Origin of the sequence: Robiginitalea myxolifaciens, assembly GCF_900115205.1 — a bacterium.
Lineage (GTDB): Bacteria > Bacteroidota > Bacteroidia > Flavobacteriales > Flavobacteriaceae > Robiginitalea > Robiginitalea myxolifaciens.
In genome coordinates, this window is the sequence record NZ_FOYQ01000002.1 from 1,200,423 (window position 1) to 1,221,190 (window position 20,768).

The following is a 20,768-nucleotide window of genomic DNA, read 5'->3' on the forward strand; positions in this document are numbered from 1 at the left end:
AAACATTATTGTTTAATGTTTGTTATTTTTGATTAAACAAAATTAACTAAATTCTTATGGAATCCTTATTTACACAATTTCAATTAGTTGCGAGGATGGCTACTGACGACTATGTCGGTTTCACATTCTTCGTTGGCTGTATGGCTATGATGGCCGCGTCTGCTTTCTTCTTCTTATCGATGAATAATTTCGATAAAAAATGGAGAACTTCTATCCTGGTATCAGGATTGATTACTTTTATTGCTGCCGTACACTACTGGTACATGCGCGATTACTGGGCAACCAACATGGAATCCCCTACCTTCTTTCGTTATGTAGACTGGGTTCTAACCGTTCCCCTGATGTGTGTGGAATTCTTCCTGATCCTCAAAGTCGCCGGGGCTAAAAGATCCCTGATGTGGCAATTGATCTTCCTCTCAGTAGTGATGCTGGTAACTGGATACTTCGGAGAAGCAGTACAGCGCGACGCTGCCTGGTTATGGGGTCTTATTTCTGGTATTGCATACTTCGCGATCGTCTACATCATCTGGTTTGGCAAAGCGAAGCAGTTGGCCGAAAACGCCGGAGGCAATGTACTCAAAGCACACAAAACCCTCTGCTGGTTTGTACTGGTTGGATGGGCCATTTACCCCCTCGGTTACATGGCTGGAACTCCAGGATGGTATAGCGGGGTAGCTGACTTAGGCCTCAACATGGATGTAATCTACAACATCGGTGACGCCATCAACAAAATTGGATTTGGATTGGTAGTCTACAATCTGGCTACTCAAGCTTCTTCCCAGACAAGCGCTGCCTAAACCAGCCCACGCTTAAACACAGAAATTGCTATGAAAAAGGAAAAGCCTCCCGAATTGGGAGGCTTTTCTTATTTGAACTTTTACATCCGTTCAGGCGCGGCCATCCCCAGAAGTCCATTGGCGCGGGCAATCACTTTGCCCACTTCTTCGCAGAGTTGTATGCGGAAGTTACGGTGTTCCTGGTGGGCTTCGCCCAGGATTGATACTTGCTGATACAGCGAATTGTAGTCCTTAACGAGCTCATACAGGTAATTGGCAACAAGCGCAGGGCTGTATTGCGCTGCAGCCTGGGTCACAATTCCAGGGAATTGGAGCAGATCCCGCAGTAACTGTCGCTCCTTGGGATGTAAGGGAGGCATTTCGCCTGCATTAATTTCCTTGCCATAATCACTAGCTGCACTGCGCAATATCGACTGAATACGAGCGTGAGTGTATTGGATAAAAGGTCCGGTGTTTCCCTGGAAATCCACAGATTCCTCAGGATTGAACAGAATCCGTTTCTTGGGATCGACCTTGAGGATATAATACTTCAAAGCGCCCAGGCCAATATCCGCGTATAAAGATTCGCGTTGCTCGGGTGAATACTCTTCCAGTTTACCCAATTCGCTGGCAATAGTCCGGGCTGTATTGGTCATCTCCTGGATCAGGTCGTCTGCATCTACCACCGTTCCCTCCCGGCTTTTCATTTTGCCGCTGGGCAGGTCTACCATTCCATAACTCAGGTGGAAAAGATTTTCGGCCCAGTGAAATCCAAGCTTTTTAAGGATGAGGAAAAGGACCTTGAAATGATAATCCTGTTCGTTCCCCACGGTATACACCATTCCATTCACATCCGGGTAGTCCTGTACCCGTTGAATGGCGGTACCGATATCCTGGGTCATATAAACGGCAGTACCATCGGAGCGGAGTACAATTTTCTCATCCAGACCTTCATCGGTCAGATCAATCCAAACGCTTCCGTCGTCCTTGCGATAAAAGACGCCTTTGGACAAGCCATCCGCTACTACGTCCTTACCCAGGAGATAGGTGTCGCTCTCATAATAGAGCTTGTTGAAACTCACTCCAAGCTTTTGATAGGTTTCATCAAATCCCTGATACACCCAGCCATTCATCTTCTTCCACAAGGCAACTACTTCCGGATCCCCGGCTTCCCACTGGCGTAACATGGCCTGGGCTTCTTTGAGAATCGGGGCTTCGTTCTTTGCTTCTTCCGCCTCGATACCTGCCGCCAGGCGCTCTTCTATCTCCTGCTTGTAGGCCTTATCAAAAGCCACGTAGTATTTGCCCACGAGTTGGTCCCCCTTGAGCCCGGACGATTCCGGAGTTTCACCGGCTCCAAAGCGCTGCCAGGCGAGCATGCTCTTGCAAATATGAATCCCCCGGTCATTGACGATCTGGGTTCTATAGATGGTATGCCCAGCTGCTTCCAGAATATTTGAAACCGAGTCGCCGAGCAGGATATTTCGGATATGCCCAAGGTGGAGGGGTTTGTTGGTATTGGGAGAGGAAAATTCCACCATCATCGCCCCTTTCGATCCCTCAGGTTGAAAACCGTAGGCAGCGGCCTGGCGGATATTGTGGAATGCTTCCAGGTAATAAGTGTCGGACAAGCTCAGGTTTAAAAAACCCTTGATCACATTATGCCCGCTGATTTGTGGCAATTTTTCCTCCAGAGCTGCACCAAGCATAGCGCCAATGGCTACCGGATTCCCCTTGACCTGGCGCAACATCGGGAAAATCACCACGGTAATGTCGCCTTCGAAGTCCTTACGGGTGGCCTGCAATTCCACAGATTCAAGATCTACCCCATACTCGGAATGGATTACTTCCTTAACTGCCTTAACCAGGATTTCCTCTAAAGTCATTAAACTGCCAATTGAAGGGGCAAAATTAAGGAATCCTCAGGACTCCTGCATCGGGTATGCGTTGCGATTCCGAAAGACGGATTAAGGCTTCCAAAGCCGTAACGATTTTCGTAATTTTAAAGCTATTGCCTAAAAATTGCTATGCTCGTAAACTTAAGCTACAACAACCCTGAAATTACCCGCAAGGTAGACGACCTGCTGGGTAAACCCTTTACCCTGAAAAAGCGCATTGCCATGGGGGGTATCGGTTCGCCCAAATTAATTATCCGGGAGGCCAGCCTCGAGATTCGCAACCTGCTGCTGCTGGACAACAACCGGGATACTTGCAATATTGAATTGCGCCCGGGCGGGATAATCCTGGGGTTCCGCTCGCTGCTGGAATCCTACGGCCTGATTATTCCCTACTACCGCCTTACCATCTTCAAGGGAGATTTAGGGGTCTATACGGTTCATAGCGAGCATCATTTTGTGCGCGTAGAAGCAGACACCAAGGCGGTCCAGCGTTTTTTTACCAAGTTACAGACGCTAAAAGCAGAAGCCAGTCCTGATGGACCCAACAGCGGGTATGTCTGAGAAGCCAAAACATAAAATTTTACTGACGGGCGCCAATGGCTACATCGGCATGCGACTATTGCCCCAATTGCTCAAGCAAGGGCACGAAGTGGTCTGTGCAGTCCGGGACGAAAAAAGGCTTTCGGTAGATTCCGCGACCCGCAAGCGCATTGAAGTGGTGGAAATGGATTTCCTTGAGGATCCTGTCCAGGGGTTGCTCCCGGAAGGGCTCGACACGGCGTACTACCTGATTCATTCCATGAGTTCCTCTACCCGTGACTTTGACGAACGGGAAGCCATAGCTGCCCGGAATTTTAATGAATACATGAAGGAGGCCGGGGTAAACCAGGTTATCTATCTAAGTGGAATAGTCAACGACGATGAGCTTTCAAAACACCTCAGCTCGCGCAAGAATGTCGAAGAGATCCTCTATACCGGACCTTTTTCACTCACGGTGCTGCGCGCCGGGATTATTGTGGGATCCGGGAGTTCCTCCTTCGAGATCATCCGAGACCTGTGCGAAAAGCTCCCGGTCATGATTACCCCAAAATGGGTGCTCACCCGGACACAACCTATCGCGATTCGGGATGTTATCCAATTCCTCACTGGCGTTCTGGGTCGGGAAGACACTTTTAATCAAAGCTTTGATATCGCTGGTCCTGATGTGCTCACTTATAAAGAAATGCTACAGGGCTATGCACGGGTACGCGGTTTTCGCAACTGGATATTTACCGTACCGGTAATGACCCCGAAGCTTTCCTCCTACTGGCTCTATTTTGTAACGTCTACCTCGTATAAGCTGGCGGTTAATCTGGTGGATAGTATGAAAATGGAAGTAGTGGCCCGGGACAATAAACTGCAGCAGCTCCTCGGTATCCACACCCACACGTACGAAGAAGCTATTGGGATGGCCTTTAAAAAAATAGAACAGAACCTGGTGGTCAGTAGTTGGAAGGACAGTATGGTCAGCGGTCGTTTTGACGACAACCTCGAGGAATATATCCAGGTTCCCAAATTCGGAGTCCTGACCGATTTTAAACAGCAACCGGTCTCCGACCGGGAAGCCGTGCTGGACAACATCTGGAAAATTGGCGGCAAAAATGGCTGGTACTACATGAACTGGCTGTGGAAGATCCGCGGATTCCTGGACAAATTGGGTGGCGGTGTTGGATTACGCCGCGGACGAACGCATCCCGACAAAATCTTTGCCGGGGATTCCCTGGACTTTTGGCGGGTACTGCTGGCCGATCGCAAACGCGGCAGACTGCTTTTGTTCGCAGAAATGAAACTACCCGGGGAAGCCTGGCTGGAATTTCGCATCGGGGAGGATAATATCTTACATCAGCGGGCAACCTTTAGGCCCCGCGGACTCCGTGGCCGTTTGTACTGGTACAGCATCCTGCCCTTCCATTATTTTATATTCGGGGGGATGATCCGGAACATTTCCCGGGTAAACTAAGCAACGAACCTGTTGCCTGGGACTCTAAGCAGTAAGACCTTAATCAATTATAAACGCCCCAAAATCTGATTCTCATGAAACTTCACACCTCCACCTGGCGTAGCCTAAGCCCACTGCTGCTTGTATTTTGCATTACAGCAGGCCTAAAATCCTGCAATTCGGACGATATCAGTTCCGATGGATTTGACCCCATCACAGAAAGTCTGCTCTACGGGAGTATTAGCCCGGAAGCCGCAGCAAATTACTTTGAAATCCGCCTGGGATTTTGCCCTGGGGACGAAGAATATTCCATCTTGCATTCCCAGGGAACCGCTTGTGAAGAGGTCAGTGATCCGGAAACCTGCGAAGCAAACCTCGAAGGGCAAGGCCCCGATGGATTTGGGTATAACCTGGGCTGTTTACCGGGCTGCTGTACCACCTATATTATTACAGAAAACCAGGGGGAATTTGCCAGTTACGACAGTCGTGAAGAACTCCTGACATTCCTGGGTCGCATTGATTCCAGAAGCGATGCATTACTTTGGGTTCAATCCGATCAATATTACTTCCCATATGATGATGTAGATGCCGCTGGAATACGGGATATGCCCGATGGCTCTTATCGCATCATCGCGCTACAGACGGTAGCTTTCTGTGCGCCGATCATTACTGAACAAGTCCTGCTGGAGGTTTCACCCGATGGAAGCATCCGGGAATTGGAAAGGCGGGAATATTCCCGATTGGAAAACGCCTGCGTTTAGCCTTAGGCCTGCGGTAGGAATACCTCGGCCATCATGCAGCGGGCACTGCCGCCGCCACAGGTCTCAATCGTATCCAGGGGGCTTGAAACAATTCGCGAAGTCTTTTCGATAGCCGCGATCTGCTCGGGGTCCAGGGAATCGTGAGCGGCGCGGCTCATGACCAGCAATCGTTCATTGTCCCTTCCCAGTACCTGAAGCATATTCCCGGCAAAGGCATGCATCTGCGCTTCGCTGATTGTAATGATTTCACGACCATCGGATCGCAAATGATCCCGTACCTGTTTCCGTTCTTTCCGGTCGTCTATCGTATCCAGGCAGATCACCGCAAATTCCTCTGCCAGGCACATCATAACGTTGGTATGGTAAATAGGCAGCCTTTTCCCATCGACAGATTGATTGGCGGTAAAGATTACCGGTGCCACGTCGAATTCCTCACAGAATTCTATGAATAAGTCTTCATCGGCCCGGTCTGAAAGGGCGCAGTAGGCTTTCTGGTTTACGCGGTCCATACAAATACTGCCGGTTCCCTCCAGAGCGAGACCTTCTTCTTCGGCTGAGGTATAATCGATTACCTGGTCAATCTTAAACCCTTCCCCTTCCAGGATATCCAGGATGTCTTCCCGGCGTTCCCTGCGGCGGTTTTCCGCGTACATGGGATACACAACCACCGTTCCGTTGCGGTGAAAAGAAATCCAGTTGTTGGGAAAAATAGAATCCGGCGTATCGGTTTCCAGGCGATCAGAGACAACAATTACGCGTACCCCGGCAGCCCGGAGTACGTCTACAAAGGCATCAAATTCCTCCTGCGCCCGCTGGTTTATTTCAGAATTGCGCACATTGAGGTCCTCCTGAAAATAATTATTGACTGCCGTCTGTTCGTTCATCCGAAACTGAACAGGCCGGATCATTAGAATGGTATCGGTTATTTGCTTGGGGGAATGCATAGGATTTCCTGAAAATTTCCCCCAAATGTAGTGCTTTAGATTCTCATTTTTGTAACGAAAGGCCTACTGAATTATCTTTAAGTCAACCGCCGCGGAATACCTATTCCCGGGCAAGGGGAAGTGTACTGCATCGCAGGAGGCCGCCTTGCTTTCCTACTTCCTGATATTCAATTTCCTCCACCGTGATGCCTCTGGAACGCATCCAATCGTTGAGCCTTGTAAAACTGCGGTCGGAAACCACGACTTCCGGGGAAATCGAAAAGATATTGCTGAACATATGGTAGACTTCCTCTGTGGTGATTTCAAAGACATTCTCCGCGCCAAAGAAGTCGCGCAGCCAATGATAGTCGGCCTGGTCCAGGAAACTTTCCCGGTGCAAAATGGCCATATCGCGTCCAACGGGCTGAAAACAACAATCCAGGTGGAGGGCATTCTTACGGGGGTTGGTATTGGACTTGCGGAGTTCAAATGCCTTAACCTTTCGCTTGGGGAAGGCTTCTTGTAAAAATTCCACGGCTGCCCCATTGGTTCTCGCGGTGATATAATCGCTGTAATCGGCTCCGGTATAGGTGCCAACAAACAAGTATTCGCCCCACGGCATTACGTCCCCACCTTCTACGTGGACCACTTCAGGCGGGACCAGGATCTGAGAGTCCTCCAGGTGATCGATAACGTGGATAATGGCCTCAAATTCGCGATCACGGTCAGGAAGTATATTGGCTTCCACCAATTTATCATCGATTACAAAGGCGATATCACGGGAAAATATTTGGTTACAATCCTTAATAATTTCCGGACGGAAAACCCGGACATCGTGTTTGGCAAGCACAGCCGCAAAACCTTCCATCTGACGGATCAGATCCGCCTCCTTGGGATAGGTTCCAGCCAATATATGTTCCAGGGATTTCGGGTCGTAGGCCTCTTCCGGAGTAGGCGCCGGTCCACTGAGGGTAGCGGTGCCCAGGACGACGGCTTTGAGCCGTGAAGTTTCGTCCTTAATATTTAAATCTACCATAAGGCCTTAAAGCCAAAATTTGTAAAAGATCTAACGCGATTTATCGCTGGTCCAGCGCTTTGAAAGGACGAGCACCTTCGCCAATATATACCTGACGCGGTCTTCCGATAGGCTCACCTTTTAAACGCATCTCTCGCCATTGCGCAATCCAACCCGGAAGGCGGCCAAGCGCAAACATCACCGTAAACATTTCGGTGGGTATGCCCAGCGCGCGATAAATGATACCAGAATAAAAGTCAACGTTAGGGTACAGCTTTCGATCTACAAAGTACTGGTCTTCGAGGGCTTCTTTCTCCAGGCCTTTGGCTATTTCGAGAATAGGATCTTCGATTCCTAGATCGCCCAATACATCGTCTGCAGCCTTTTTTATGATACGCGCCCTTGGATCAAAGTTTTTGTATACCCGGTGTCCAAAGCCCATCAGTCGGAAAGGATCTTCCTTATCCTTGGCTTTGGCCATATATTTCTTGGTATCTCCCCCATCTTCCTGAATAGCTTCCAGCATTTCGAGTACGGCCTGATTGGCTCCGCCGTGAAGTGGTCCCCAGAGGGCAGAGATCCCGGCCGAGATCGATGCAAATAATCCGGCATGCGAAGAACCGACAATACGTACCGTCGAGGTCGAACAATTCTGTTCGTGGTCGGCGTGCAGGATCAATAACTTATCGAGGGCTTCGATTACAATTTCATTTCGGGTATAATCCCGATTCGGACGTTTGAACATCATTTTGTGGATGTTCTCTACATACCCCAAGGAATTGTCTCCATAGTCGAGGGGCAATCCTGTTTTCTTTCGGAGTGTCCAGGCAACCAATACCGGGAACTTTGCCAGCAAACGCACAATGGCATGATACATATCCTTCTCGGAGGTTACATTAACCGAAGAAGGGTTAAAGGCGATCAGGGCGCTGGTCAGGGAGGACAGCACGCCCATGGGGTGGGCGGATTTCGGAAAACCATCGAGGATTTTTTTCATCTCCTCGTCTACATGGGATTCCGCTTTGATATCCTCATCAAACTTTTCCAGTTGCTCCTTGTTGGGCAATTCTCCAAAGATCAACAGGTAGGCAACCTCGAGGAAATCGGCTTTTTCAGCGAGCTCTTCTATGGAATACCCCCGGTAACGCAGAATTCCCTTTTCCCCATCGAGGAAGGTAATGGCGCTTTCGCAGGATCCGGTATTCTTATAACCGGGATCCAGGGTTATCATGCCCGAGGCGGCACGCAGTGTTTTAATATCGATTGCCTTTTCATTTTCAGTACCCTCGGTCACCGGGAATTCATAGGTTTTCCCGTCATAAGTAAAGCTTGCTTTGTCAGCCATGTGTCTAGTTTCGTTTTTTAATGGTATTCCCGTAAAAGTACGAAAAACCAATGGTTCGGGCAATGCCTCGAAACCTCTGAAGTCCCCGTTATGCGGTGTTTCCGGGAAGAATTTAACAGACTTTAACCTTCGTAAAGTTCCGCGTAGTACGAATCGAGGGATTTGGCCCAGGTAAAACGCTCTGCCGCCGCCTTTTCGCGAATAAGTGCCCAACGCTCCTTATCGTTAAAGAAGATTTCCAAAACTTCCCCAAAGACAGCGTCCAGGGAATCCAGGGTAGCCTCGTAGGTAGCCCCCCTGAAAAGAAAACCGGTTTCCTGGTGCCGGATCGTATCATTGAGCCCACCGGTAGCATGGGCAAGGACCGGGTTGCCGTTGCGCATGGAAAGCATCTGGCTGATCCCGCATGGCTCAAACAGACTCGGCATCACATAGAGATCGGTTTCGAGGTATATGGAATCGATGAGATCTTCCGATTGCCCGTTGGTAAAAATAAAATTGGGATGCTCGTAACTCATCCGCCGGAATAATTCCTCATATTCCGGGGCGCCGGTTCCAAGCAACATAAAGATCCCGTCTACCGCTTCGAGCCTGGCGAGCAAAGCTTTAAATCGCTCAGGATTGTTACGGAAAAAGTAAAACTTTTGTTCGGTCAGTCGGGCAACACTCGAACAAACCATTTTTGGGGGCTTTTTCAGTAAGGGCAGTACCTTTTCCCCGGTATGTGCAAGGAAATCTGCCTTGTATTTCTTGCTTTCCTCCTGTAACCATCCAAAGAGGGCTCGAATGGTATTGTAGTACAGTGTTCCCCGCTCAGCAGCCCGGATATTGGCATAATTGCACCCGTTGAGGATCCCGAAAAGCCTCCCATCGGAATCGGCCTGTTTCAGGTCGTCTTCCAATCCTTCGCCCCCGATAAACTCAGGAGGATTACTGGGCTTCATAATGTCTTCCCGGTATGAAGGGGAAACCGTATGTACCGCATCTGCAAACCGGATCCCAACCGCCATCAGATTAATGCAATCCGTGTAGCGCGGGTCCCGCAGCCGGTCCTGCGGCCAGTCTACCTGGGGAAACCAATTGTTCAAAGCAGCGTAATTGTCATCAAAAGGACGAATTCCCTGGATGGCAAGGTTGTGAATACTATATACGAATCGCAGCGATTTGAGGTCTGAAAAATCCGGGTGGAATTCCCGTAAAGCCAATAATAAACTGCTGTGCCAGTCGTGCAGGTGCACCACATCCAGCCTGCCAAAGGCTTGGGTACGGATGGCCTCGGCTACTCCCGCACAAAAAATGGCATATTTGATAAAGTCATTGTAGAAGGGCTCCTCCGGGTCGTGGTGGTAGAGATGGGCAATATCCCCGGCTTCAATTTCAGGGTGGTGCAGCACATAGTGCTTTAGGCCAGGAAACGTTTTCTTAGGAGCGACCTCATAGAGCTCCAATGTATACGCCTGCCCGCGAAGGCTCACCTCGAGTGCGCTGATGCGTTCTCCGTCTTTATGCAACCGATTATAGGCCGGAACCACGATTGCCGCCTCATCTCCCCGATTCGATATTTCCCGGGGTACATCCCGAACCACGTCCCCCATTCCCCCTGCCTTACAGGCGTGGAGCGCATCATTCTCAGCAGAAACGAAAAGGAATCGCTTCATAGTACTCAAATCGTGTTTAGCAAGACTATTAAAAAAGGCCTCACGTTACTGAGGCCTTATTCTTTGTTCAGTAAGCGTATTTCCAGGGTAACTACCCAATTTTAAAGGCATCCAAACCGGGATAATAGGCAACGCTGCCCAGCTCTTCCTCGATTCGGAGTAATTGATTGTATTTGGCCATACGATCACTACGGGAGGCAGATCCGGTTTTGATCTGTCCGGTATTCAGTGCAACCGCGAGGTCGGCAATTGTATTGTCTTCTGTTTCCCCACTTCGGTGCGACATTACAGAGGTATATCCGGCGTTCTTAGCCATATTCACTGCTGCAATGGTCTCTGTCAGGGTACCGATCTGATTCACCTTAATGAGGATGGAATTGGCAATATCCTGCTCAATACCGCGAGAGAGTCGCTCAACGTTGGTTACAAAGAGGTCGTCTCCCACCAATTGCACCTTATCCCCTACTTTGTCGGTAAGCATCTTCCAACCGTCCCAGTCATTCTCATCCATACCGTCCTCAATGGAAATAATGGGGTATTTCTCGCAGAGCTCCGCCAGGTAGGCCGCCTGCTCGGCAGAAGTGCGAACCGCCCCTTTGTCTCCTTCGAATTTGGTGTAATCGTATTTGCCATCCACGTAGAATTCGGCAGCTGCACAGTCCAGCGCAATCATTACCTCATCCCCCATTTTGTAACCTGCCTGGGTAACGGCTTTGGCTATGGTATCCAGAGCATCTTCGGTTCCATCCAGCGTGGGCGCAAAACCACCCTCATCGCCAACGGCAGTACTCAAACCCCTGTCGTGTAATACTTTCTTCAGGTTGTGGAAAATTTCCGTTCCCATTTGCATGGCATGGCTAAAGCTCTCCGCTTTTACCGGCATGACCATGAATTCCTGGAACGCAATTGGGGCATCCGAGTGGGATCCGCCATTGATAATATTCATCATGGGAACCGGAAGCGTGTTCGCGCTTACCCCGCCTACATAGCGATAGAGCGATTGACCCAGTTCATTGGCAGCAGCCTTGGCAGCAGCCAGACTTACGCCCAAAATAGCGTTGGCTCCCAGACGCCCTTTATTGGGGGTTCCATCGAGTTCGATCATGGCCTGGTCTATCTGATTCTGATCGTAAACCAACATACCACGAACGCGCTCGGCGATTTCCGTGTTGACATTTTTCACAGCCTGGCTTACGCCTTTACCCATATAGGCCTTGCCGCCATCGCGGAGTTCAACGGCCTCATGCTCCCCGGTAGAAGCACCGGAAGGAACCGCAGCGCGGCCCATAACACCGTTTTCGGTTACTACATCTACCTCTACAGTTGGATTGCCACGGGAATCAAGGATTTGACGGGCATGTACGTCTATAATAATACTCATAGGTGAATTTTTATACTAAAGTTGGTTATCCGTTTTAGGAGAGTCAAAGATACAAAACCCTGAGGGTGAGCCGGAGCTGCAACCTCAGGATTTTCGATTTCGTAACAAAATGGTAAACCCGGGTGGTTTTAGAGCACGAAGTCTACAGGAGTCAGACAACCGCGTCCTTGCCTACCTCGGCATTGATCAGCTCAAAAAACTGATCGAACAAGTATTCCGCATCGTGCGGTCCGGGGCTGGCCTCCGGGTGATACTGCACCGAGAAGACCGGCTTGTTCTTCATGCGTAAACCGGCTACCGTTCCGTCATTGAGGTGGAGGTGGGTAACTTCGAGGTCTGCATTCCCCTCAGCTTCCTCGCGATTAACGGCGAACCCGTGGTTCTGGGAGGTTATCTCCCCTTTCCCTGTCACGAGATTTTTTACCGGGTGGTTGATTCCCCGGTGACCATGGTGCATTTTAAAGGTGCTTACGCCATTGGCCAGGGCAATAACCTGGTGCCCAAGGCAGATACCAAACAGCGGTTTATCGGCAGCAATAATCTTGCGGGCTGCCGCGATGGCTGCCTCCAGTGGCTGAGGATCCCCTGGGCCATTGGAAATGAAATAGCCGTCAGGGTTCCAGGCTTCCATGGTTTCATAGGAAGTATCATGTGGAAACACCTGGATATACGCCCCGCGCTTGGCGAGGTTTCTCAATATGTTCTTCTTGATTCCGATATCCAGGGCTGCAATTTTGATCGCCGCGTCGGGATCCCCTTCGAAATAGGGCTCTTTGGTCGACACGCTGGATGCCAATTCGAGGCCTTCCATATTCGGGACTTCCTTAAGTTCCTTTCTGAGACCTTCAAGATCGTTTACACGCGTAGAAATTACCGCATTCATCGCCCCGTTATCCCGAATATAACTCACCAGTGCACGGGTGTCTACATCCGAAATGGCGAATAAGTTATTTGCCTCCAGAAATTCTTCCAGGCTGTGATCGGCGTCGGGTCGGCTATAGGTATAGGAGAAATTCTTGACGATTAATCCGGCTATCTTTACCCCACCGGACTCGTTCTCGGCAATTTTGGTGCCGTAATTCCCAATATGGGCGTTGGTCGCTACCATTAATTGCCCGTAGTAAGAGGGATCCGTAAAGATCTCCTGATACCCGGTCATTCCGGTATTAAAACAAACTTCGCCGAAGGCGGTTCCTTCCCGGTCCCCGACCGATTTTCCATAAAAAATAGTGCCATCCTCCAGCAGGATCAGGGCTTTGCGTTTGGATTGATACTTCATTGAATTTCCCAGTTTTTAGTGGATCATTACAAAATAACACAAAAAAAAGGATAGCCAACCGTGACTATCCTTTCCTGTTTAAAACTTTTGAAAACCTTCTGATTTACTCTTCCGAATCATCGGCTTTTGCCTGGCTTTCGTTATCCGTTGCTTTCGCAGCAGTTGCTACTTCAGCTGCAGGTGCAGCCGCTCCGCCTCCGCCTTTAGAACGTCGGCTTCGTCGCGTGCTTTTCTTCTTAGGCTTGTCTGCGTTGTAAAGCTCGTTGAAATCTACCAGCTCTATCATCGCCATGTCCGCGTTATCCCCCAGACGGTTCCCCAGCTTAATGATGCGGGTATATCCACCTGGACGATCGCCTACTTTTTCGGCAACCGTTCCGAACAATTCGGATACCGCATATTTATTGCGGAGATTACTGAAAACGATTCGGCGGTTGTGGGTGCCTTTCTCAGCACTCTGGTTGTTCTCTGCCTTAGACTTAGTGATCAGCGGCTCGATGAACTGCTTGAGCGCCTTGGCCTTGGCAACCGTAGTGTTGATTCGCTTGTGCTCGATCAGGGAACAGGCCATGTTAGCGAGCATCGCCTTACGGTGCGCTGTTTTCCTTCCGAGGTTATTGATTTTATTTCCGTGTCTCATTGTACTATTCGTTTTAAGCAGAGGGATTCAAAGCTATCCGGTCAGTGACCCGATGCTTTCCCTTAGCGTGCTTAATCCTTATCCAGTTTGTATTTTGAAAGGTCCATCCCAAAGTTCAGGCCCTTATTGATCACCAGTTCTTCCAGCTCAGTAAGGGATTTTTTTCCGAAGTTCCGGAACTTCATCAGGTCATTCTTATTGAAGGAAACCAAGTCTCCGAGGGTGTCGACCTCAGCAGCTTTAAGACAGTTCAGGGCGCGTACGGACAAATCCATATCGACCAGTTTGGTCTTAAGCAGCTGACGCATGTGCAGGGACTCCTCATCATAGGTTTCTGTCTGCGCGATTTCGTCGGCTTCCAGCGTAATACGCTCATCGGAGAAGAGCATGAAATGATGAATAAGCACCTTGGCAGCCTCAGTCAGGGCATCCTTAGGATGAATGGATCCGTCGGTCGCGATTTCGAAAACAAGTTTTTCGTAATCGGTCTTCTGCTCTACCCGGTAGTTCTCAATGCTGTATTTCACATTGCGCACTGGGGTGAAGATGGAATCAACCGCGATGCTACCCAGGGGAGCATTGGATTTCTTGTTTTCCTCGGCAGGTACGTATCCACGTCCTTTTTCAATAATGATTTCCATATTCAAGCTCACCTTGGGATCCATGTTGCAGATCACCAGATCAGGATTCAATACCTGGAATCCGGAGATGAATTTCTGGAAGTCTCCAGCAGTAAGCTGGTCCTTTCCACTTACGGAAATGGTAACAGTTTCTTCGTTAACATCGTCGATCTGACGCTTGAAACGAATCTGTTTCAGGTTCAGGATAATCTCGGTCACATCCTCAACAACACCTTCGATGACCGAAAACTCATGTTCTACCTTATCGATGCGAACGGCAGTGATTGCAAACCCCTCGAGAGAGGCCAGCAATACCCGGCGCAGCGCGTTCCCGACAGTAAGACCATAACCGGGCTCAAGGGGGCGGAATTCGAATTTCCCCTCGAAATCGGTCGAGTCTATCATGATTACTTTATCGGGCTTCTGAAAATTAAATAATGCCATAATCGGATCTCTGTGTTGTTTTTATTTGGAGTATAACTCGACGATCAGTTGTTCCTTGATATTCTCAGGAATCTGCAAACGCTCTGGGATAGAGACAAAAGTCCCTTCTTTCTTCTCAGAGTTCCAGCTAATCCATTCGTAAACATTACTATGGGCAGCGAGGGAATCTCCGATTGCCTGCAGGGATTTTGACTTCTCGCGAACGCCAACAACGTCCCCGGCTTTCAGGCTGTAGGAAGGAATATTAACGAGCTCTCCGTTTACTGTGATATGACGGTGGCCTACCAACTGACGGGCAGCACGACGCGAGGGAGCAATCCCCATGCGATATACGACATTGTCCAATCGGGATTCGCAGAGTTGCAACAGTACTTCACCTGTTACGCCTTTGCTTCGGTTGGCACGGTCAAAAAGGTTGCGGAATTGACGCTCCAGAATACCATAGGTATACTTGGCCTTCTGTTTTTCCATCAACTGGATAGCGTATTCTGATTTCTTACCCCGGCGACGGTTGTTTCCGTGCTGCCCGGGAGGGTAATTCTTTTTCTCGAAGGCCTTATCGTCTCCGAAGATCGCCTCGCCGAATTTACGGGCGATTTTACTCTTAGGTCCTGTGTATCTTGCCATTTTCTGATATTAAAAGGAGTGTGGTTATGAATTAAGGCTTATCCTTCGATAACCGCCGATCACCCCCGGTTGAAAAAATATAATTAGACGCGTCTGCGTTTCGGAGGACGACATCCGTTGTGCGGTAGTGGAGTTACATCGATGATCTCGGTAACTTCAATCCCGTTGTTGTGGATAGTACGGATAGCAGACTCGCGTCCGTTCCCCGGTCCCTTCACGTAGACTTTAACTTTGCGCAATCCTGCCTCATGTGCAGTTTTAACGCATTCCTCGGCAGCTACCTGAGCAGCATAAGGAGTATTTTTCTTTGATCCTCTGAAGCCCATCTTTCCAGCAGAAGCCCAGCTGATCACATCGCCCTTCTTGTTGGTCAGGGAAATAATGATGTTGTTGAAAGAGGCAGTGATGTGCGCCTCCCCGGTGGATTCCACCACAACTTTCCGCTTACGGGTAGCTTTTGAAGCTTTACCTTTTGAACCTGTCTTTGCCATAATTGCTATCGCTTATTATTTGGTGGCCTTCTTCTTGTTGGCTACAGTTTTACGCTTTCCTTTACGGGTACGGGAGTTATTCTTGGTACGCTGACCACGAAGCGGAAGCCCGCTACGGTGGCGAATACCACGGTAACAACCGATATCCATCAATCGCTTGATGTTGAGCTGAGTTTCTGAGCGCAATTCACCTTCAATGGTGAATCCGGAAACCGCGTCACGAATACGTCCGATCTCGTCATCAGACCAGTCCGAAACTTTGGTGTCCTGGCTAACCTCAGCCTTCTCAAGGATCTCCTGAGCCCGGCTTTTCCCGATCCCATAGATATAGGTCAGGGCAATAACGCCTCTTTTTTGTTTGGGGATGTCTACCCCTGCGATTCTAGCCATAATTACCCTTGTCTTTGTTTAAATCTAGGATTCTTCTTGTTGATCACGTACAGTCTGCCTTTCCGACGTACAATCTTGCAGTCTGCACTTCTCTTTTTTATGGATGCTCTAACTTTCATCTTGACTTACGTTGTCTTAGTATCTGTAGGTGATTCTCGCCTTGGTCAAATCGTATGGGCTCATCTCGAGCTTTACCTTATCCCCGGGAAGGAGCTTGATGTAATGCATACGCATCTTCCCTGAAATATGGGCCGTTACCACGTGACCGTTTTCCAATTCCACACGAAACATGGCGTTGGAAAGCGCTTCGCTAATGGTCCCGTCCTGCTCAATAGGTGCTTGCTTGGCCATGGCTTATGCTACTTTTCTGTTTTTTCCTGACTTCATCAAACCGTCGTAATGGCGGTTGAGGAGATAGGAGTTTACTTGCTGTACTGTGTCGATGGCAACCCCAACCATAATAAGCAGGGAAGTTCCACCGTAAAACAGGGCCCAGTTTGCCTGGATATCCATGAGCTTCACAACAATTGCTGGGAAGACCGCCAGGATGGCCAGGAAAATAGATCCTGGGAATGTAATCAGCGACATTACCTTATCCAGGAAATCCGCCGTGTCCTTTCCGGGTCGAATCCCCGGAATAAATCCGCCGCTGCGTTTCAGGTCATCCGCCATCTTATTCGTAGGCACGGTAATCGCCGTGTAGAAATAAGTGAAGATGATAATCAGCAGGCCGAATAATATGTTGTAGGCCAATCCAAAGATGTCGGAAAACTGCACCTCCATCCATTGACCTATGGCTGTATCATTAAAAGAGCTACCTATCAGGCCAGGCGCAAACATAATCGCCTGAGCAAAGATGATCGGCATTACCCCGGAAGCGTTCAACTTCAAAGGGATGTATTGCCGGGAGCCCATAATATTCTTTTCGTATCCTCCGGAAGCGGTACGACGCGCGTACTGTACCGGTACCCGGCGCATGGCCATAACCAACAGCACACTGGCCAAGATTACAACGAACCACAGGATTACCTCAACCAGGATCAGCATGGGTCCTCCATTCCCGTTCAGACGGGACGCCGATTCCTGCAGGAATGCCTGAGGCAGGGTAGCGATAATACCGATCATAATCAGGAGGGAAATACCATTTCCAATTCCCTTGTCGGTAATCTTCTCTCCAAGCCACATGGCAAATACACATCCGGTTACCAGGATAATTACCGAAGGCACCATAAAACTCAACCCTTTCCCTAAGAGGAAGGCCGAATCCGGCACTCCCAGAGCCCCGAGGCTCAGGAGGTAGGTCGGTGCCTGGATAATACAAATGGCAATGGTGAGCCAACGCGTAATCTGGTTCTTGGTTTTACGCCCACTCTCGCCTTCCTTGTCCAGTTTCTGCAGGTAGGGAATCGCAATTCCCATTAGCTGAACTACAATGGATGCCGAGATATAAGGCATGATCCCAAGAGCAAAGACGGAGGCATTAGCAAATGCACCGCCAGTAAATGCGTTCAGAATCCCCAAAATCCCCTGCTCGGTATTGCTGGACAATTCCGCGAGCTGGGTGGTATCGATACCCGGAAGTACCACTTGGGCACCAAAGCGGTACACCAACAGCAAGCCCAGGGTAATAAGGATTCTGGATCGCAATTCTTCGATCTTCCAGATATTCGTTATGATCTCGATAAACTTCTTCATACCGGGTGCGCTTATAAACTTACGGCTTCGCCACCTGCAGCTTCAATGGCCGCTTTGGCACTGGCAGTAAATTTATGAGCCGTGATTTTCAGGGGAGCTTTCAATTCGCCCCGTCCCAGAATTTTTACCAAATCGTTTTTACCGGCCAGGCGTAGTGCGATGAGTTCCTCCAGAGAAACTTCTTTCTTTACCGCTCCACTATCGACCAGTCCTTGCAAGGTATCGAGGTTAATTCCCCGGTACTCCTTACGGTTGATATTGTTGAATCCGAATTTAGGTACCCGGCGCTGCAGGGGCATCTGACCTCCTTCGAAGCCGATCTTCTTGGAATATCCGGAACGCGACTTGGCCCCTTTGTGACCACGGGTCGCTGTACCACCTTTCCCGGAACCCTGTCCGCGGCCTACGGTTTTACCCGCCTTGTGTACCGATCCTTTCGCAGGTTTTAAATTCCCTAAATCCATGCTTTGTTCTTTTTATAGTTCCTTCTCGGAACGATTTTAGGCTTCTACTGAAACCAGGTGTTTTACTTTTTCAATCATCCCCAGGATGCTCGGGCTGTCTTCGTGCACAACTTCCTGGCCGATTCCGCGCAATCCCAGCGCCTCAAGAGTCTTCTTCTGATTCCCAGGTCGTTTGATACTGCTGCGTACTTGCTTTACTTTAATTTTTGCCATGGCGCTATCGCTTATCCGTTATAAACTTTATCCAGAGAAATACCGCGTTGCTTGGCAACCGTACGGGCATCCCGAAGTTGCAGCAGGGCATCAAATGTGGCCTTAACCACGTTATGCGGGTTGGAAGATCCCTGAGATTTGGACAGTACGTCCTGTACTCCAACAGCTTCCAATACGGCGCGTACAGCTCCACCGGCAATAACCCCGGTACCGTGGGAAGCAGGCTGGATATAAACGCGTGCTCCGCCAAACTTTCCTTTTTGTTCGTGTGGAAGTGTTCCCTTGTTCAGGGGGATACGAACCAGGTTTTTCTTGGCGTCTTCAACAGCCTTGGCAATGGCAGTGGCAACTTCCTTGGATTTTCCAAGACCGTGACCAACCACACCATTCTCATCTCCTACCACAACAATGGCAGAAAATCCGAAGGCACGACCCCCTTTTGTTACCTTGGTAACGCGTTGTACCCCGACCAGACGATCTTTGAGTTCCAGACCACCGGGCTTAACCGTTTCCACATTTTTGTATTTCCCGTACATAACTTCGATTAAAATTTTAAACCGCCTTCGCGGGCTCCTTCGGCCAACGACTTAACTCTTCCGTGATACTGATATCCTCCGCGATCAAAAGCCACAGTTTCCACTCCGGCTTTGATTGCTTTTTCCGCCAGTGCTTTTCCAACTGCGGTAGCAATTTCTGATTTGGTTCCTTTTGCCTTGCTCAGGTCTTTATCCCTGGAAGAAGCGGCAACAAGCGTTTTCCCGGTGGTATCGTCGATAACCTGGGCATAAATTTCCTTGTTGCTTCTGAAAACCGACAGTCGCGGACGCTCAGCCGTTCCGAAAGATACCTTGCGGATACGTCTTCTGATGCGATTTCTACGTTCAGACTTAGTTAGTCCCATAATTCCTTTCTTAAGCTGATTTACCTGCTTTTCTTCTGAGCTGCTCGCCCTTGAACTTAATTCCTTTACCCTTGTAAGGTTCTGGCTTGCGGAAGGAGCGGATTTTGGCCGCTATCTGCCCTACCAGTTGTTTGTCGTGGGAAGTAAGCTTAATGGTGGGGTTCTTTCCTTTTTCGGAAGTTGTTTCCACCTTTACCTCTGGGGCCAGGTCCATCACTATGTTGTGGGAGAATCCCAGTGCAAGATCCAGTTTTTGACCCTGGTTGCTGGCGCGGTATCCTACCCCGACCAATTCGAGCTCTTTGGTCCATCCCTTGGTTACCCCCTCGATCATGTTGTTGATCAGGGCGCGGTACAGACCGTGCTTAGCCCGGTGGTCTTTGGAATCAGAATCGCGGCTAACCACCACTTCTCCATCGGCAATATCGATCGTTACTCCGGAAAATTCCTGGGTCAGTTCCCCGAGCTTTCCTTTAACCGTAACGACGTTCCCGCTAACTTCTATTGAAGCTCCTTCGGGGATTGCTATTGGGTTATTTCCTATTCGTGACATGCTTGTCGGTTTCTTTATTCGTTCATTAATAGACGTAGCAAAGCACTTCTCCGCCTACGTTTTCTGTTTGAGCCTGCTTTCCGGTCATTACCCCATGAGAGGTAGACACGATTGCAATCCCCAGGCCATTCAGTACCCGTGGGAGGCTATCTTTACCGGAGTACTTACGCAAACCGGGCTTACTAACACGCTCGATTTTGCGGATTACCGGCTCTTTAGTGACCTTGTCGTATTTCAGGGCGATTTTGATGGTTCCCTGCGGTCCCTGCTCCTCAAACTTGTAGCTGAGGATGTACCCCTGATCAAACAGGATTTTGGTGATCTCGCGCTTCAGGTTAGAAGCGGGGATCTCTACCACGCGGTGTCCGGCACGGCTTGCGTTGCGGACGCGGGTTAAATAATCTGCAATTGGATCTGTAAACATTGCTCTTCCTGTATTAATTCGGTTACCAACTCGCTTTTTTGACTCCTGGGATCAGACCCTGGTTAGCCATTTCGCGGAACATTACCCTTGAGATTCCGAAGGTTCTCATATACCCTTTAGGACGACCAGTAAGTTTGCAACGATTGTGCATGCGTACTGGTGAGGCATTCTTAGGCAGCTTTTGCAGCGCCTCATAATCGCCAGCTTCTTTAAGAGCTTTGCGCTTCTCGGCATATTTAGCTACCATTTTTGCCCTTTTCCGCTCACGGGCTTTCATTGATTCTTTGGCCAT

General features: G+C 49.4%; 26 protein-coding genes. 4 read left to right on the top strand and 22 right to left on the bottom strand.

The window, feature by feature from the left end; translation table 11 throughout:
• The first annotated feature begins 56 nt into the window (after window positions 1-56).
• The gene (locus tag BM318_RS13465) at window positions 57-797 is read left to right on the top strand and encodes a bacteriorhodopsin-like (protein ID WP_092983150.1); all 741 of its coding nucleotides are present in this window, start codon (window positions 57-59) and stop codon (window positions 795-797) included.
• A gap of 80 nt (window positions 798-877) precedes the next feature.
• Here BM318_RS13465 and argS read toward each other — a convergent pair whose 3' ends face one another.
• On the bottom strand, window positions 878-2,662 hold the full coding sequence (argS, locus tag BM318_RS13470) for an arginine--tRNA ligase (RefSeq protein ID WP_092983151.1): 1,785 nt from the start codon (window positions 2,660-2,662) through the stop codon (window positions 878-880).
• 141 nt (window positions 2,663-2,803) lie between these two features.
• Here argS and BM318_RS13475 point away from each other — a divergent pair, with 141 nt between their 5' ends.
• The 3 genes from BM318_RS13475 (at window position 2,804) to BM318_RS13485 (ending at window position 5,413) form a co-directional block, all read left to right on the top strand.
• Window positions 2,804-3,235, top strand: coding sequence for a hypothetical protein (locus BM318_RS13475; RefSeq protein WP_092983153.1), 432 nt, complete (start codon window positions 2,804-2,806; stop codon window positions 3,233-3,235).
• Window positions 3,228-4,673 (top strand): SDR family oxidoreductase, encoded by a 1,446-nt coding sequence (locus tag BM318_RS13480; RefSeq protein WP_092983155.1) that lies wholly within the window; start codon window positions 3,228-3,230, stop codon window positions 4,671-4,673. The genes BM318_RS13475 and BM318_RS13480 overlap by 8 nt, the downstream gene beginning before the upstream one ends.
• 74 nt (window positions 4,674-4,747) lie before the next feature.
• Entirely contained in the window at window positions 4,748-5,413 is a 666-nt protein-coding gene (locus tag BM318_RS13485) for a hypothetical protein (RefSeq protein ID WP_092983157.1), read from the top strand.
• A 2-nt stretch (window positions 5,414-5,415) separates the two neighbouring features.
• Here the strand turns inward: BM318_RS13485 and ctlX are convergent, their stop codons facing one another.
• The 21 genes from ctlX to rpsN all read right to left on the bottom strand — a co-directional run bounded on the left by ctlX (window position 5,416) and on the right by rpsN (window position 20,768).
• Window positions 5,416-6,357, bottom strand: coding sequence for a citrulline utilization hydrolase CtlX (gene ctlX / locus BM318_RS13490; protein ID WP_092983159.1), 942 nt, complete (start codon window positions 6,355-6,357; stop codon window positions 5,416-5,418).
• A 100-nt stretch (window positions 6,358-6,457) separates the two neighbouring features.
• Window positions 6,458-7,372: a dimethylarginine dimethylaminohydrolase family protein gene (locus BM318_RS13495; RefSeq protein WP_092983161.1), complete on the bottom strand. Its 915-nt coding sequence runs from the start codon at window positions 7,370-7,372 to the stop codon at window positions 6,458-6,460.
• Between the two features lie 40 nt (window positions 7,373-7,412).
• Window positions 7,413-8,696, bottom strand: coding sequence for a citrate synthase (locus tag BM318_RS13500; RefSeq protein ID WP_092983162.1), 1,284 nt, complete (start codon window positions 8,694-8,696; stop codon window positions 7,413-7,415).
• A gap of 122 nt (window positions 8,697-8,818) precedes the next feature.
• Complete coding sequence (locus tag BM318_RS13505) at window positions 8,819-10,354, bottom strand: glycogen synthase (RefSeq protein ID WP_092983164.1); 1,536 nt, start codon at window positions 10,352-10,354, stop codon at window positions 8,819-8,821.
• 91 nt (window positions 10,355-10,445) lie between these two features.
• Entirely contained in the window at window positions 10,446-11,735 is a 1,290-nt protein-coding gene (eno, locus tag BM318_RS13510) for a phosphopyruvate hydratase (RefSeq protein WP_092983166.1), read from the bottom strand.
• Between the two features lie 151 nt (window positions 11,736-11,886).
• The gene (gene carA, locus BM318_RS13515; RefSeq protein WP_092983168.1) at window positions 11,887-13,014 is read right to left on the bottom strand and encodes a glutamine-hydrolyzing carbamoyl-phosphate synthase small subunit; all 1,128 of its coding nucleotides are present in this window, start codon (window positions 13,012-13,014) and stop codon (window positions 11,887-11,889) included.
• 103 nt (window positions 13,015-13,117) lie between these two features.
• A complete protein-coding gene (gene rplQ, locus BM318_RS13520) occupies window positions 13,118-13,654 on the bottom strand; it encodes a 50S ribosomal protein L17 (protein WP_092983170.1) in 537 nt (178 codons plus the stop codon).
• Window positions 13,655-13,725: 71 nt separating this feature from the next.
• Window positions 13,726-14,718 carry a DNA-directed RNA polymerase subunit alpha gene (locus BM318_RS13525; protein ID WP_092983172.1) on the bottom strand — a complete coding sequence of 331 codons (993 nt, stop codon included), beginning with the start codon at window positions 14,716-14,718 and terminating at the stop codon, window positions 13,726-13,728.
• Window positions 14,719-14,739: 21 nt separating this feature from the next.
• Entirely contained in the window at window positions 14,740-15,345 is a 606-nt protein-coding gene (rpsD, locus tag BM318_RS13530) for a 30S ribosomal protein S4 (protein WP_092983173.1), read from the bottom strand.
• Window positions 15,346-15,428: 83 nt separating this feature from the next.
• Window positions 15,429-15,836: a 30S ribosomal protein S11 gene (gene rpsK / locus BM318_RS13535; RefSeq protein WP_092983175.1), complete on the bottom strand. Its 408-nt coding sequence runs from the start codon at window positions 15,834-15,836 to the stop codon at window positions 15,429-15,431.
• Window positions 15,837-15,851: 15 nt separating this feature from the next.
• A complete protein-coding gene (gene rpsM, locus BM318_RS13540; RefSeq protein ID WP_092983177.1) occupies window positions 15,852-16,226 on the bottom strand; it encodes a 30S ribosomal protein S13 in 375 nt (124 codons plus the stop codon).
• Window positions 16,227-16,228: 2 nt separating this feature from the next.
• Window positions 16,229-16,345, bottom strand: a complete 117-nt coding sequence (gene ykgO / locus BM318_RS13545; protein WP_010519235.1) for a type B 50S ribosomal protein L36 — start codon at window positions 16,343-16,345, stop codon at window positions 16,229-16,231.
• 16 nt (window positions 16,346-16,361) lie between these two features.
• On the bottom strand, window positions 16,362-16,577 hold the full coding sequence (gene infA, locus BM318_RS13550) for a translation initiation factor IF-1 (RefSeq protein ID WP_092983179.1): 216 nt from the start codon (window positions 16,575-16,577) through the stop codon (window positions 16,362-16,364).
• Window positions 16,578-16,580: 3 nt separating this feature from the next.
• The gene (secY, locus tag BM318_RS13555) at window positions 16,581-17,921 is read right to left on the bottom strand and encodes a preprotein translocase subunit SecY (protein WP_092983180.1); all 1,341 of its coding nucleotides are present in this window, start codon (window positions 17,919-17,921) and stop codon (window positions 16,581-16,583) included.
• Between the two features lie 11 nt (window positions 17,922-17,932).
• Window positions 17,933-18,385: a 50S ribosomal protein L15 gene (gene rplO / locus BM318_RS13560; RefSeq protein WP_092983182.1), complete on the bottom strand. Its 453-nt coding sequence runs from the start codon at window positions 18,383-18,385 to the stop codon at window positions 17,933-17,935.
• A 36-nt stretch (window positions 18,386-18,421) separates the two neighbouring features.
• A complete protein-coding gene (gene rpmD, locus BM318_RS13565) occupies window positions 18,422-18,598 on the bottom strand; it encodes a 50S ribosomal protein L30 (RefSeq protein WP_092983183.1) in 177 nt (58 codons plus the stop codon).
• Window positions 18,599-18,609: 11 nt separating this feature from the next.
• On the bottom strand, window positions 18,610-19,134 hold the full coding sequence (gene rpsE, locus BM318_RS13570) for a 30S ribosomal protein S5 (RefSeq protein ID WP_092983185.1): 525 nt from the start codon (window positions 19,132-19,134) through the stop codon (window positions 18,610-18,612).
• 8 nt (window positions 19,135-19,142) lie between these two features.
• A complete protein-coding gene (gene rplR, locus BM318_RS13575; RefSeq protein ID WP_092983186.1) occupies window positions 19,143-19,499 on the bottom strand; it encodes a 50S ribosomal protein L18 in 357 nt (118 codons plus the stop codon).
• Between the two features lie 10 nt (window positions 19,500-19,509).
• The gene (rplF, locus tag BM318_RS13580) at window positions 19,510-20,052 is read right to left on the bottom strand and encodes a 50S ribosomal protein L6 (protein WP_092983188.1); all 543 of its coding nucleotides are present in this window, start codon (window positions 20,050-20,052) and stop codon (window positions 19,510-19,512) included.
• A gap of 25 nt (window positions 20,053-20,077) precedes the next feature.
• Complete coding sequence (rpsH, locus tag BM318_RS13585; RefSeq protein ID WP_092983190.1) at window positions 20,078-20,476, bottom strand: 30S ribosomal protein S8; 399 nt, start codon at window positions 20,474-20,476, stop codon at window positions 20,078-20,080.
• A 22-nt stretch (window positions 20,477-20,498) separates the two neighbouring features.
• Entirely contained in the window at window positions 20,499-20,768 is a 270-nt protein-coding gene (gene rpsN / locus BM318_RS13590; RefSeq protein ID WP_092983192.1) for a 30S ribosomal protein S14, read from the bottom strand.